The organism is Nocardioides sp. NBC_00163, assembly GCF_045206295.1.
Taxonomy (GTDB): domain Bacteria; phylum Actinomycetota; class Actinomycetes; order Propionibacteriales; family Nocardioidaceae; genus Nocardioides.
In genome coordinates this window covers 1,665,784-1,679,362 of sequence record NZ_CP108155.1, presented here as the reverse complement: position 1 = coordinate 1,679,362, position 13,579 = coordinate 1,665,784, and the positions used below count along the sequence as shown (strand labels likewise).

At 68.9% G+C, this 13,579-nt stretch carries 13 protein-coding genes; 5 read left to right on the top strand and 8 right to left on the bottom strand.

Features of this window, described 5'->3' with window-relative positions; genetic code table 11:
- Positions 1 to 102 precede the first annotated feature (102 nt).
- Genes OG801_RS08025 through OG801_RS08015 form a run of 3 tightly spaced genes read right to left on the bottom strand, consistent with a single transcriptional unit; the run spans position 103 to position 3,099 of the window.
- Positions 103 to 1,473, bottom strand: coding sequence for a pyridoxal phosphate-dependent decarboxylase family protein (locus tag OG801_RS08025; RefSeq protein ID WP_406035069.1), 1,371 nt, complete (start codon positions 1,471 to 1,473; stop codon positions 103 to 105).
- A gap of 19 nt (positions 1,474 to 1,492) precedes the next feature.
- On the bottom strand, positions 1,493 to 2,155 hold the full coding sequence (locus OG801_RS08020; protein WP_141803142.1) for a response regulator transcription factor: 663 nt from the start codon (positions 2,153 to 2,155) through the stop codon (positions 1,493 to 1,495).
- The gene (locus OG801_RS08015) at positions 2,152 to 3,099 is read right to left on the bottom strand and encodes a sensor histidine kinase (RefSeq protein ID WP_406035067.1); all 948 of its coding nucleotides are present in this window, start codon (positions 3,097 to 3,099) and stop codon (positions 2,152 to 2,154) included. The genes OG801_RS08020 and OG801_RS08015 overlap by 4 nt, the downstream gene beginning before the upstream one ends.
- Positions 3,100 to 3,200: 101 nt before the next feature.
- Here OG801_RS08015 and OG801_RS08010 point away from each other — a divergent pair, with 101 nt between their 5' ends.
- Positions 3,201 to 4,487 carry an SLC13 family permease gene (locus OG801_RS08010; protein ID WP_406035065.1) on the top strand — a complete coding sequence of 429 codons (1,287 nt, stop codon included), beginning with the start codon at positions 3,201 to 3,203 and terminating at the stop codon, positions 4,485 to 4,487.
- On the opposite strand, the gene OG801_RS08005 is transcribed toward OG801_RS08010, so the two are convergent.
- A complete protein-coding gene (locus tag OG801_RS08005; protein WP_355018979.1) occupies positions 4,469 to 5,020 on the bottom strand; it encodes a CGNR zinc finger domain-containing protein in 552 nt (183 codons plus the stop codon). The two genes, OG801_RS08010 and OG801_RS08005, sit on opposite strands and share 19 nt — an antisense overlap.
- A 38-nt stretch (positions 5,021 to 5,058) precedes the next feature.
- Between OG801_RS08005 and OG801_RS08000 the strand changes: the two genes are divergently transcribed.
- Positions 5,059 to 6,021, top strand: a complete 963-nt coding sequence (locus OG801_RS08000; RefSeq protein ID WP_406035063.1) for an EamA family transporter — start codon at positions 5,059 to 5,061, stop codon at positions 6,019 to 6,021.
- Positions 6,022 to 6,076: 55 nt separating this feature from the next.
- Here OG801_RS08000 and OG801_RS07995 read toward each other — a convergent pair whose 3' ends face one another.
- The 4 genes from OG801_RS07995 to mce form a co-directional block, all read right to left on the bottom strand.
- Positions 6,077 to 7,276: an AI-2E family transporter gene (locus OG801_RS07995; RefSeq protein WP_355018977.1), complete on the bottom strand. Its 1,200-nt coding sequence runs from the start codon at positions 7,274 to 7,276 to the stop codon at positions 6,077 to 6,079.
- Complete coding sequence (locus OG801_RS07990; protein WP_355018976.1) at positions 7,273 to 8,427, bottom strand: hypothetical protein; 1,155 nt, start codon at positions 8,425 to 8,427, stop codon at positions 7,273 to 7,275. The genes OG801_RS07995 and OG801_RS07990 overlap by 4 nt, the downstream gene beginning before the upstream one ends.
- Positions 8,428 to 8,746: 319 nt before the next feature.
- The gene (gene ccrA / locus OG801_RS07985) at positions 8,747 to 10,087 is read right to left on the bottom strand and encodes a crotonyl-CoA carboxylase/reductase (protein WP_406035060.1); all 1,341 of its coding nucleotides are present in this window, start codon (positions 10,085 to 10,087) and stop codon (positions 8,747 to 8,749) included.
- Positions 10,088 to 10,246: 159 nt separating this feature from the next.
- A complete protein-coding gene (gene mce / locus OG801_RS07980) occupies positions 10,247 to 10,696 on the bottom strand; it encodes a methylmalonyl-CoA epimerase (RefSeq protein WP_355018974.1) in 450 nt (149 codons plus the stop codon).
- Between the two features lie 144 nt (positions 10,697 to 10,840).
- Here mce and OG801_RS07975 point away from each other — a divergent pair, with 144 nt between their 5' ends.
- From OG801_RS07975 to OG801_RS07965, 3 genes are all read left to right on the top strand, one after another.
- A complete protein-coding gene (locus OG801_RS07975) occupies positions 10,841 to 12,028 on the top strand; it encodes an acetyl-CoA C-acetyltransferase (RefSeq protein ID WP_406035058.1) in 1,188 nt (395 codons plus the stop codon).
- 12 nt (positions 12,029 to 12,040) lie between these two features.
- A complete protein-coding gene (gene meaB / locus OG801_RS07970) occupies positions 12,041 to 12,985 on the top strand; it encodes a methylmalonyl Co-A mutase-associated GTPase MeaB (RefSeq protein ID WP_406035056.1) in 945 nt (314 codons plus the stop codon).
- A 64-nt stretch (positions 12,986 to 13,049) separates the two neighbouring features.
- Entirely contained in the window at positions 13,050 to 13,556 is a 507-nt protein-coding gene (locus OG801_RS07965) for a PH domain-containing protein (protein WP_160027818.1), read from the top strand.
- Positions 13,557 to 13,579: the final 23 nt, after the last annotated feature.

The following is a 13,579-nucleotide window of genomic DNA, read 5'->3' as shown; positions in this document are numbered from 1 at the left end:
CGAAGAACAGTCGCTAAGCGAGGTTTCCCGAAGAAGCGACTGTGTTGGTCTCGACACGCCTCCGCCTAGCGGCTCCGGCGGCTCGACCAGCGGGCGGACCGGCTATGACAGTAGCCGCCGAAAGACATCGACGATGCGATCCGCATCCGCCTCGGACGTACGCCAGTTGCTGAACGCCAGCCGCAGCGCGGGAGTGCCGTGATGAACCGTAGGAGTCACGAAGGTGACGCCGGTATCGGCGACCCGGCGAGCGAGCACGGCGGGATCGCCGGGAACCTGAAGGCAGACGATGTTGAGCCGGACAGGCACAAGCAGTTCGACGCCGTCGATCTCGGCAAGAAGCCTCCCGACCCGGCGAGCAAGAGCGATGGTGCGCTCGACGATCTCGCGGTGGCCCTCGCGGCCGTAGGCGTACAGGGTGAACCAGGCAGGCAGGGCGCGCAGGCGCCGGGAGCTCTCCGGGGTGAGGTGTACGAAGTCGGGGGAAGAGCCGGGGAGACCGATGTAGGCCGAGGCGTTGCTGAAGACGCGAGCCTGCAAGTCCGAGTGGCGGCTGAGCTGGATCGCGGAGTCGTAGGGGACGTTGAGCCACTTGTGCAGGTCGACGCAGATCGAGTCGGCGCGGGAGAGGCCGGCGACGAGGTGGGCATGCGCGGGGGAGAGGGCAGCGAACGCCCCGAAGGCGCCGTCGATGTGCAGCCAGAACGGGAACTCGTCGCGGAGGTCGGCGATGGCGTCCAGGTCATCGAAGTCGCCGGTGTTCACGGTGCCGGCGTTGGCGACGACGATCACGGGCCGGCCGTCCTGTTCGCGCAGCGCGGTCCGCAACGCGTCGACGTCGACCGCATCGCGGTCGGGGAGGAGAGCGACCGGCTGGAGGCTGTCGCGACCCAGCCCGAGTACGGAGAGCGCCTTGGAGACGGTGGAGTGGGCGGCGCCGGAGAGCACGACGACCCCACCGAGCGCCGCGACGCCCTCGGTCGAGACCGACACCCCGAGCCGGTCGCCGAGCCACTCGCGGGCCAGCGCCAGCCCGGTGAGGTTGGACATGGTCGCGCCGGTGACGAACGCTCCGCTGAAGTCGTCTGGAAGGTCCAGCAGGTCGAGGACCCAGCGCACCGTCTCGCGTTCCAGGTCGCTGGCGGCGGAGTCCTGGACCGTGATGGTGTTCTGGTCGAAGACCGAGGTCAGCCAGTCGCCGGCGACCGCGGCCGGGGTCGCCCCGCCGGTGACGAAGCCCAGGTAGCGGGGGCCGGCGCTCGCCGAGAGGCCGGGTGCCCAGCGGGTCTCGAAGTGGCGCAGGGCGGCCTGGCCGCCGAACCCCCGGGCCGGAAGCCGCTCGACGGAGGGCGGGCGGAACGGAGAGGTCACCGGTCGGCGGTCGAGTCCGGCGATGATCTCTTGTGCGTAGTCCTGGATCGCGCCGAGGAGATCGGTCATCCCGGCGAGGTCCGTGTCGAGCCGTGGGTCCATCCTTCGACGGTAGGCCTTCTCAGGGCTCGATGAGACCTGCTCTGATGGCATATCGCGTGACTTGGGTGCGATCGCGGAGGCCCAGCTTGGCGAGGATGTTCTCGCGGTGCCGCTCGACGGTCTTGTAGGAGATCGTCAGCTCGCGGGCGATCTCCCGGGTCGAATGGCCCTCGGCGATGAGCTTGAGCACCTCGTCCTCGCGCTCGGTCAGCACCGTGCGCGGCAGGCTCTCGCCGCGGTTGAGGCGGTCGAGATAGTCGCGGACCAGGGCACTCATGGCCCCGGGATAGACGAAGGCTTGCCCCCGAATAGCGGTACGGCACGCCTTGACCAGATCCTCGTCGGCGACCGACTTGAGGACGTACCCGCTGGCGCCGACCTTGAGCGCCTCGAAGAAGTACTGCTCGTTGTCGTGCATCGAGAGCATCAGCATCTTCGGAGGCGTACGCATCCGGGCGATCGTGCGCGCGGCCTGCAGGCCGGTCATGCGGGGCATGGCGACGTCGAGGATCACCAGGTCGACCTCGACGTCGCGCAGCGCCGCGACGGCCTCGGCTCCGTCGGCGGCCTCGGCGACCACCTCGAGGTCCGGCTCGGCGTCGAGGATGAGGCGGACCCCGCGGCGTACGAGGGTGTGGTCGTCGGCCAGCAGGATCCGGATCTTTGCGGGCGTGGGAGTCACAGCGGAACCTCCAGGCGGACGGTGGTGCCGCGGCCGGGGGTGCTGGTCACGCTCAGGTCGGCACCGACGAGCAGGGCCCGCTCCCGCATCCCGCTGATCCCGGCGCCGGCCACGAGGACGGCGCTGCCGCGGCCGTCGTCGGAGACGGTGAGGACGACCGTGTCGCCGACCTTGCACAGGGAGAGCTCGGCGGTGGCGGCGTGGGCGTGGCGTACGACGTTGGTCAGCGCCTCCTGGGCGACCCGGTAGATCACAAGCTCGCGGTCCTGGGGCAGCTCGGGAAGCCCGCGGCCGATGGTGCGGCGTACGGTCGTGCGGCCCAGGGCGCCGACATCGGTGGCCAGCGAGGCCAGGGCGGCGTGCAGGCCGAGGTCCTCGAGCACGCCCGGCCGCAGCTGGCGGGCCACCCGGCGTACGTCGTCGATGCCGGTGCGCGCGGACTCGCGGACGGCGGCGAGCTCGGGGCGTACTTCCTCCGGCACCTGTCGCTCCAGCCCCTTGAGCCCCAGGAGTACGACGGTGAGCGACTGTCCCACCTCGTCGTGGAGCTCCTGGGCGATCCGGTGTCGCTCCGCCTCCTGCGCGGCGAGCGCCTTGGCGTTACTGGTGCTCCGCTCGGTCTCCAGCCGCTCCAGCATCGCGTTGTAGCTGGCCACCAGACGGGCGCCGGCTCCCTCGCCCTGGGTCGTCAGCCGCTGGTCGGGGGAGAGGTGGTCGACCGAGTCCATGGTGCGGATCACCCGGTCGATCGGCGCCAGGCTGCGCAGCAGCAGGAGCGCGTTGAGGGTCGCCATCGCCGCCAGCCCGACCGCGAGCACCACCGCCTCCGAGGCCAGGACGCGCTCGGAGACCCGGGCCGGGGACAGCGCCAGGACCAGGGTGCCGACGCAGAAGACGGTGCCGTTGGTCAGGCAGACCCGCCAGTAGAGCGGTAGATGACTCATACAGCAACCCTGACATGTCCTCTGGTCAGGACTTATGGGTGGCAGCACCCATTCGGATCGAGTCTCCGGTAACGGAGGGTCGATGGCATGGAGCTCAACGCATGATCGTGTACGCAGCGGTGGCCGTCTTCATCGTCACCTACGGCCTCATCGCCACCGAGCGCGTCCACCGCGTCGCCGCCGCCCTGGGTGGCGTCGCCGCGATGGTCGCGCTCGGGATCATCGATGCCGAGTCGGCCTTCTTCAGTCATGAGACCGGGGTCGACTGGGACGTCATCTTCCTGCTCTTCGGGATGATGGTGATCGTCGGTGTCCTCAAACAGACGGGCCTGTTCGAGTTCCTCGCGCTGTGGGCGGTCAAGCACTCCGGCGGCCGCCCGGCGCGCCTGGCGACGCTGCTGATCCTGGTCACCGCGGCGCTCTCGCCGATCCTCGACAACGTGACCACCGTGCTGCTGGTCACGCCGGTGACCCTGTCGGTCTGCGAGCGGCTCGGCTTGAACCCGATGCCGTACCTGATCTCGCTCATCCTGGCCGCCAACGTCGGCGGCACCTCGACCCTGATCGCCGACCCGCCCAACATCATCGTGGCCAGCCGGGCCAACCTGACCTTCGACGACTTCCTGATCCACTCCCTGCCGCTGTGCCTGATCCTGCTGGTCGTACTGATCGGGCTGGTCCGGGTGCTCTTCCGGCGTGACTTCCGTGGCCGGGTCGACCTGGACGGCCTGATCGAGCCGCCCGCCTCGGCGATCCCGGACCGCGGGCTGCTCTACCGCTGCCTGGCCGTCCTGGCCCTGGTGATGCTCGCCTTCGGCCTGCACACCGAGCTCCACCTGGACCCGTCGATGGTCGCCATGCTCGGCGCCGGCGCGATGGTGGTCGTCTCCCAGACACAGACGGAGGCGTTCCTGGAGGAGGTCGAGTGGTCGACCCTGGCCTTCTTCATGGCGCTCTTCGTGCTGGTCGGCGGGCTGGTCGAGGTCGGTGTGATCGGGTCCCTCGGGACGTACGCCGCCGAGCTGATGGGCGACAACGAGCTCGCCGGAGTGACCGGGCTGATGATCGGCTCGGCCGTCGTGGGCGGATTCGTCGACAACATCCCCTACACCGCGGCGATGGTGCCGATCGTGGAGGAGATGGTGGCCTCGACGCCGTCCTCGGGCGCCGACAGTCCGCTGTGGTGGGCCCTCGTCTTCGGCGCCGACCTCGGTGGCAACACGACCGCCGTCGCAGCCGGCGCCAACGTGGTGGTGCTCGGCCTCGCCGCCAAGGCCGGTCACCCGATCAGCTTCTGGAAGTTCACCAGGTACGGCATCGTGGTCACGATCGTGACCCTCGCCGTCGCCTGGGTCTACGTAGCCCTCCGCTACTTCGTGCTCGCCTGACGTTCGCGGTAAGCCGCGACCGCGTTGCGGTTGGTGCACGTCGGCGAGCAGTAGCGCTTGGAGCGGTTGCGGGAGAGGTCGACGACCACGCCGGCACAACCGTCGTCGGCGCAGATCGAGAGTCGGGACAGCTCGTCGGCGCGGATGACGTCGACCATGGCCATCGCGGTCTCGACGGCGATCCGCGTGGCCAGCGGGGCGTCGGGCTCGGTGGCGTGGATGTGCCAGTCGTAGTTCGTGTGGCGGACGAGCTGAGGAGTCGCGCTGTGCTCGGCGAGCATCTCGTTGGTCAGCCGCACGGCCTCGTCGCGCTCGGCGGTGAGGAGGTCGCGGAGCCGGACGCGGAGGGCGCGGACCTCGTCGAGCTCGGCGCGGTCGCGGTCGTGCCGCCCGGTGTAGTCGTACGTCACGAAGAACTCGTCGAGGGCTGCCACGGTCTCCAGCTCGTCGACCGAGCCGGGGGAGAGGGCAAGGGTGTTCGCCAGCGCCGCGGCTGCCTGGAGGCCTACGTCGGTGTCATGGGTGAAAACCATGTTGACACATTACCGCGCCGCTGGGATCGTCATGTGTCATGACGACTTTGACCAATGACGAGGCGGTGCCGCAGAGCACGCAGAAGACGCCGCTGGTGGCCGCCGGACTGCTGATGGCGGTCGTCTCGGCGGTCACGTTCAGCCTCTCGGGCCCGCTGGGACGCGGCCTCTTCGACACCGGCTGGTCGACGGGCGGCGTGCTGGTCTTCCGCGTCGGCATCGGCGCCGTCGTGCTGGCCCCCTTCGCGCTGCGCGCGCTCGCCGGCCGGTGGCGGGGTGTCGCCGCGAGCTGGCGGGTCGTGGTGGCGTACGCACTGCTGGCCATCGTGGTGCCGCAGTTCGCCTTCTTCTCGGCGGTGCAGTGGATGGCGGTCGGGCCGGCCCTCCTGCTGGAGTACATGGGGGTGGTGCTCGTCGTCGCCTGGATGTGGCTGCGGCACGGCGAGCGGCCCTCGCGGCTGACGATGGTCGGCGCCCTGGTCGCGATCGTCGGGCTCGTGCTCGTCCTCGACCTGGTCAGCGGGGCGAACGTGCACCCGTTCGGCATCATGTGGGGCTCCGCGGCCGCCGTCGGTCTGGCTGGCTACTACGTGCTCAACGCCCACTCCAGCACCACGCTGCCACCGCTCGCGCTGGCCTGGCTCGGCCTGACCGGCGCCACGGTTCTGCTCGCGCTGCTCTGCCTGGTCGGGGCCATCCCGTTCGCGATGGAGACCACGCCGGTGGTCCTGGCGGGCCTGGAGATGCCGTGGTGGGGCCCGCTGATCGGCCTCGGCGTGCTGACCTGCTCAGTTGCGTACGCCACCGGGATCGCCGCCACCCGCACCCTCGGTTCGCGGCTCTCGTCCTTCGTCGGGCTCCTCGAGGTCGTCTCGGCAGTCGTCGTGGCCTGGCTGCTGCTCGGCGAGGCGCCCGGCCTCATCCAGCTCGTCGGCGGGCTGGTCGTGCTGGTCGGCATCATCGCGGTCCAGCAGGGAGAGCAGTCGACGACCGTCTCCTGACAACGCGAAGCGCCGCACGCATCGGCTGCGTGCGGCGCTTCACAGATGGTTGGGACTAGCGCTCGTCCTGGGCCCTGACGTAGACCTCACGGATCAGCATCAGGATGGCGGCCGCCGTCGGGATCGCCAGCAGGGCGCCGACGACACCGAGGAGCGAGGCACCGATGAGGGCCGCGATCACCGTGATGACGCCGGGGATGTCGACCGAGCGGGACATGACCCGCGGATAGACGATGTAGTTCTCGAACTGCTGGTAGGCGATGTAGAAGATCACCGCGATGAGGCCGGTCTTCAGGTCGGTCGTCGCGAAGGTGATCGCGCAGACGATGATCGCGCCGATGGTGGCCCCGATCATCGGGATCACGTCGGTGATCATGACGACGAAGGCCAGAGCGACCGCGTATTCGCCCATCCCGATGACGAAGAGCAGCACCAGGGTGGACAGACCGGCGCACAGCGCGACGATGAACGCCCCGGAGACATAGCCCCCGATGCCCTCGAAGACCCGGTCACCGAGCTTGCCGACCCGCTCGCGGCGTGAGGCCGGGGCGAGACGGTAGATGGCGTTCTTCGTCTGGTCGTAGGCGGCGATGAAGTAGAGCGTCAGGACGATGACGATGAAGCCCGTGACGAGCACGTTGATCACCGCCAGGCCCACGCCGAGCGCCCCGCCGAAGGCACTGCTGACGAAGTCGCCACTGGCGACGTAGTCCTGCACCTTGTCGAGGATCTGGTAGTCCTCGTTGAACTGCTGGATGCGCTGGTTGCGCTGCAGTTCGTCGATCCAGTCCGGGACGTTGGCCGAGATCTTGGCGACCTGGTCGCTGATCACCGGCACGAGCGCCACGAAGAAGAGCACGAGGGCGCCCAGTACGCCGAGGATGACACTCAGGACCGCCCACGGCCGTGGGAAGCCACGCCTCTGCAGGAACACCACCATCGGGTTGATCCCCGCGGCGATGAAGAGCGAGACCACCACCTGGAGGATCACGCTCCCCATCGTGGTGAGGAGGTTGCTCGCTGCGTAGGCCGTCAGCAGGCCGAGGCCCAGGAGCAGCCCGAACAGGTAGGGCGACCTCCTGTCGAACGGCGGTCCGGGCTTGCCGAACTTCTTGTCGCGCTCGCTCTCTTCAGGCTCCGGCTCCTCGACGTCGATCGCGGCCTCGCTGTCGACCGTCGCGTCGTCGGTGGAGTCGGTCTGGGCAGACGTCGTCTCCGGACCGTCCGCAGGACGGTCGGCAGCGGCCCCGCTCACCGGCTCTCGGTCGCAGTCTCGGGCTCGCGGATAGCGGTCTTCTCGGAGGGCTCGTCGTAGTCGTCGTAGTCGTCGTCGTCCGAGTCGACCAGGGTGACGCTCTCATCGACCACCAGCTCACCGTCGACGATGTCCTCGTCGTCGGTGATCGGCTTCGGTGCCTCCAGCTCAGCCGGGTCCTCGGTCTTGCCGAACCCGGAGACCAGATCGGTGAGCGAGGAGAGCTGAGCGGCGATCGCGTCGCGACGCTTGGTGAGACGGTCGACCTCGGCCTTGATGATCGCGTGGCCCTTCTCGGCCTCGACGGTCGCGGTGGAGGCGAGGTGGTCGGCCTCGGCGCGAGCCTTGGACAGGATCGCCTCGGCGTCGCGGCGGGCGCGAGCGATGATCCCCTCGGACTCCTTGGCCAGCTCGGCGCGCTGGTCGGCGACGTGCTGGGCAGCGATCCGGGCCCGCTCCTCGGCGTCCGCGGCGCGGGTCTCGCCCTCGGTCACGATGCGGGTGGTCTCGGCCATCGCCTGGTCGTGGTGGTCGGCGGCCTCGCGGGCGAGACGCTCGCGCTCGACGGCGAGCATCCGCCGGGCCTCCTGGACCTCGCGGTCCGCGCCGGCGCGTGCCTTCTCGACCTCGCGCTGGGTCGACGTACGCAGCTGGGTGACCTCCTGCTGCACGGCGAGCCGGATCTGGTCGGCCTCGCGCTTGGCGGCGGCGAGCAGCTCGTCGCTCTCGGCCTGCACCATCTTGCGGGCCTGCTGGACCTCCGAGGTCACCTTCTCGCGGTGATCGTCGATCTCCTTGTAGTGCGTCGTACGCAGCGCCTCGATGTCACGCTGGGCGGACGCCTTGGTCGCGGCAGCCTCACGCTGGGCGGCCTCGCGGATGACCGCGGCCTCCTTCTCAGCGGACTCCTTGACCGCGGCGGCCTCCTCCTCGGCCAGCCGGAGCATCGCGCTCGCGCGACCACCCAGGGAGGCGTAGGAGGGGGCTTCGTTGCCCTGGGTGGCAGCGGCCTTGAGGTCGGTGACCTTGCGCTCGAGCTCGGCGATGCGGCGCTGGGCGTTGCGCAGCGCCGACTGACCCTGGCCGTTGGCCTGGAGCAGCTGCTGCACCCGCGCGTTCACCGTGCCGGGGTCGTATCCGCCACGCCGCACGACCGGGAAGGCTGGGAGTGAGCCTGGAGCCGGTGGAGCCGAGTTGTGGCCGGAGCTGGGCGATCCGGACGCGCCAGGAACCCGAGGGAGAACCTGCGTCTCCGTCGAGTCCTGGTCGGGCTTCTTCCGAGGCTCGGAAGCCTCGTTGAAGATGGATAGTCCCTCATTCGTCATTTGTGGCGGATTCCTCACACTTTAGGGGGGTTTGTGTCTTGCCCTCTGCTCCCAAAGGGCAAGACTACGGCCGGTCACCCCTCGCGCAAGGGGAGACCGGCCGTGAATCCAGTCTCAAATGGGCTATTTACCCGGGCTCGACGTCTCAGATTCCGCGGAACAGGTTGATCTTGTCGATGTGAGCCGCGCGCTTCTCCTCGTCGAGGACGCCGAGGCCCTCCTCGGGAGCGAGACAGAGCACGCCGACCTTGCCCTGGTGCTTGTTGTGGTGGACGTCGAGAGAGGCCTGGCCGACCTCCTCGAGGGCGTACGTCCGCGACAGCGTCGGGTGGATCTTGCCCTGGGCGATGAGGCGGTTGGCCTCCCACGACTCGCGGTAGTTCGCGAAGTGGCTGGAGATGATCTTCTTGAGGTTCATCCACAGGTAGCGGTTGTCGTACTCGTGCATGTAGCCCGAGGTCGACGCGCAGGTGGTGATGGTGCCGCCCTTGCGGGTGACGAACACCGAGGCGCCGAAGGTCTCGCGACCCGGGTGCTCGAAGACGATGTCGATGTCCTCGCCGCCGGTGAGGTCGCGGATGGCCTTGCCGAGGCGCTTCCACTCCCTCGGGTCCTGCTTGGTGCCGTCCTCGTTCCAGAACTTGAAGTCCATCTCTGAGCGGTTGATGACCATCTCGGCGCCCATGTTGCGCACGATCTTGGCCTTCTCCTCGTTGGAGACCACACAGACCGGGTTGGCGCCACCGTTGAGGGCGTACTGGGTGGCGAAGCCGCCGAGGCCACCCGAGGCGCCCCAGATCAGGACGTTGTCGCCCTGCTTCATGTTGCCGCCGTTGGTGGAGACGAGCTGGCGGTAGGCGGTGCAGTTGACCAGGCCGGGGGAGGCGGCCTCCTCCCAGGTCAGGTGCTCGGGCTTCGGCATGAGCTGGTTGGCCTTGACCATCGCCACGTCGGCGAGACCGCCGAAGTTGGTCTCGAAGCCCCAGATGCGCTGGGAGGGGTCCATCATCGTGTCGTTGTGGCCGTCGGGCGCCTCGAGCTCGACCGAGAGGCAGTGGGCCACGACGCGGTCGCCGGGCTTCCACTTGGTCACGCCGGCACCCACGGCCAGCACGACGCCGGACAGGTCGGAGCCGACGATGTGGTAGTCGAGGTTGTGGCGGGCGCCGAGCTCGGACTCCTTGCCGTAGCGCTCCAGGAACCCGAAGGTGGAGACCGGCTCGAAGATCGAGGTCCACACGGTGTTGTAGTTGATCGCCGACGCCATCACCGCGACGAAGGCCTCGCCCGGACCGAGCTCGGGCAGGGCGACATCCTCGACGTGGATGGACTTGCGCGGGTCCTTCTCCTTGGTCGCGACGCCCTCGAACATGTCGACCTCGTCCTTGTGGACGGTTGCGGCGCGGTAGTGGTCGGGGATCTCGAGGTTCGCAAACTCCTCGCCGGGCGTATCGCCGGCGAGAATCGCGTCGAGGATGTGTTGCATGGTCGGCTCCTGCGTCGTCGTAGGGGTCGCGGTTGACTCTAGTTCGCTGGACATTACTGGTGAGTAACCGCAATGACCAGCCTGATGTGACACATGACTCTTGGATCGTTCATCTCGACAAGCTCGATACAGCGCACGTGCCGTGGTGGACCCTCGGGATCAGTGCGCGGTGTTGGCGGCCGGCTCGACGAGCTCGACCAGGACGCCGCCGGCGTCCTTGGGGTGGATGAAGTTGATCCGGGAGTCGGCGGTGCCGCGTCGCGGTGCGTCGTAGAGAAGGCGTACGCCGCGCTCCTTGAGGATCGCCGAGACCTGCTCCACGTCGGTGACCCGGTAGGCGAGCTGCTGCATGCCGGGGCCGTTGCGGTCGAGGAACTTCGCGATGGTGCTGTTCTCGTTGAGCGGGGCGAGCAGCTGGAGCTTGTTGTCGGAGTCGCCGATCGCGATCATCGCCTCCTCGACGCCCTGCTCCTCGTTGGTCTCGCGGTGGGCGAGCTTCATGCCGAAGGTCTTCTCGTAGAAGTCGATCGCCGCGTCCAGATCGGCGACGGCGAGACCGACGTGGTCGATCTGGGTGAACAGGTGCGATGGGATTTCCACGGATGTCATGGGCCTACTCTCCTTGAGGTCGGGCTCAACGGGCACAATGTGTGATGACAGCCACACCAGGCTGTCCCCAACACTCTTCCCACTGAGGTTACTAATTAGTAACCTCAAGGCAGATCAGCACCACCCAACATTCTTGGAGGACCCATGTCCAACGTCATCGTCGCCGGGGCACGTACGCCGATCGGCCGCCTGCTCGGCGGGTTCAAGGGCCTGTCCGCGGCCGATCTGGGCGGCATCGCCATCAAGGGCGCCCTCGAGAAGGCGGGCGTCTCGCCGGATCAGGTCGACTACCTGATCATGGGCCAGGTCATCCAGGCCGGTGCCGGCCAGAACCCGGCGCGCGCCGCGGGCATCGCCGGCGGGCTGCCGATGAACGTGCCCTCGATCACCATCAACAAGGTCTGCCTCTCCGGCCTCAACGCCATCGCCACGGCCGACCAGCTGATCCGTGCCGGTGAGGCGGAGGTCATCGTCGCCGGCGGCATGGAGTCGATGACCAACGCGCCGCACCTGCTGCCGAAGTCGCGCGAGGGCTTCAAGTACGGCGACACCACGCTGGTCGACTCGATGGCCTACGACGCGCTCTACGACCAGGCCACCCAGCAGGCGATGGGCGGGCTGACCGAGCAGATCAACTCCGAGGGTGTGAAGCTCACCCGCGAGGATCAGGACGCGTTCGCCGCCACGTCGCACCAGCGCGCCGCCGCGGCGCAGAAGAACGGCGTCTTCGACGACGAGATCGTCCCGGTCTCCATCCCGCAGCGCAAGGGCGACCCGATCGTGATCAGCGCCGATGAGGGCGTACGCGGCGACACCACCGCCGAGTCGCTCGGCAAGCTCCGTCCGGCGTTCTCCAAGGACGGCACGATCACCGCCGGGTCCGCCTCGCAGATCTCCGACGGTGCTGCCGCCGTCGTGGTCATGTCGAAGGAGAAGGCCGAGTCGCTCGGTCTGGAGTGGCTGGCCGAGATCGGCGCCCACGGCATGGTCGCCGGTCCTGACTCCTCGCTGCAGCTGCAGCCGGCCAACGCCACCGCCAAGGCCCTCGAGAAGGAGGGCCTCACCGCCGCCGACCTCGACCTCGTCGAGTTCAACGAGGCGTTCGCGGCCGTCGGTATCGAGTCCACCAAGAAGCTCGGCCTCGACCCCGAGATCGTCAACGTCAACGGCGGCGCGATCGCCCTCGGTCACCCCGTCGGCATGTCCGGGACGCGAGTCGTGCTCCACCTGGCCCACGAGCTCAAGCGCCGCGGCGGTGGCACCGGTGCCGCCGCGCTGTGTGGCGGTGGCGGTCAGGGCGACGCCCTGATCGTGCGTGTCCCCAAGGCCTGAGCCATCTCTGATGTGAGTGACCTGGTCGTGCGCGCCCGGGGCGGTGAGCCCCGGGCGGTCGCGCGGCTGGTGTCGTACGTCGAGAACGCCCCGGTCGGTGGGGGAGAGCGGCTCCGCGAGGTGATGGCCGCGCTCGCGCCTCACGGCGGGAACGCCCACATCGTGGGGCTCACCGGCGCGCCCGGGGTCGGGAAGTCGACCACCACCTCCGCGCTGGTCCGCGAGCTGCGCTCCGCGGGGCGCACCGTGGCGGTGCTGGCCGTCGACCCGTCCTCGCCGTTCTCCGGTGGTGCGCTGCTGGGCGACCGGATCCGGATGACCGACCACGCCACCGATCCGGGTGTCTTCATCCGCTCGATGGCCTCCCGAGGCCACCTCGGCGGGCTGGCCTGGTCGGCGCCGCAGGCGATCCGGGTGCTGGACGCCGCCGGGTTCGACGTCGTGCTGGTCGAGACCGTGGGTGTCGGCCAGTCGGAGGTCGAGATCGCCGGGCTCGCCGACACCACCGTGGTGCTGCTCGCGCCCGGGATGGGTGACGGCATCCAGGCGGCGAAGGCCGGGATCCTGGAGATCGGCGACCTCTACGTCGTCAACAAGGCCGATCGCGACGGCGCGACCAAGGTCCAGCGCGACCTGCGCGGGATGCTGCGCCTGACCGACCGCACCGAGGGGTCCTGGACCCCGCCCGTCCTCACCGCCGTTGCTCAGTCCGGCAAGGGTCTGGCCGAGGTCGTCGGCGCGCTCGACGAGCACCAGGATTGGCTGCGCTCCAGCGGGACGCTGGAGCTGCGGCGTACGCGCCGGGCCCGGGCCGAGGTCGAGGCCATCGCCGTCGAGACCCTGCGCGCGCGATGGTCGAGCGTGGGCTCGGACGGCGACCTGGACGCCCTGGCGGCGGACGTGGTCAAGGGCGTACGTGACCCGTACGCAGCGGCCGACACCCTCCTCGACGACTAGAGTTGTCCCGGCGTACGGCCTGTTCTCTCGCCATGGGTTCGGCGGAGTCACTATCGTTGGCGGTGTGAACCTCTTCGGTGTCGACATCTCCAAGCACCTCCTTCGCGACGAAGGCGAGGTCGTCGTCGACGAGGTCACCCATCACTGGGTCTCCTATCTCCGTCCGGTGGGCGAGGCGATCCTGGGGCTGGCGCTGATGATCGTCGCGGCGACGATCGACATGAACGTCGCCTGGATCATCGTGCTGCTCGCCTTCGCGCTGGTCGGGCACGCGTTCTGGCGGGCGCTGGTGGTCAGCCGGGACCGGTTCGTGGTCACCAACATGCGCATCTTCCGCGTCCACGGGGTGCTCTCGAGCGAGCTGGCGACCATGCCGCTGGCGCGAGTCCTCGACATCACCGTGAAGCAGTCGTTCACCGGCCAGATCTTCAACTACGGCCACTTCGTCTTCGAGTCGGCCGCCCAGGAGCAGGGCCTCAACAACATCTACTTCGTCGGCCGGCCGAACGAGCGAGATCTGACCATCCAGCGCGTCGTCCAGCGCGCCGGCCTGCGCGGCAGCGTGGGATAAACCAGCGTCGGGTGCCTGCCACC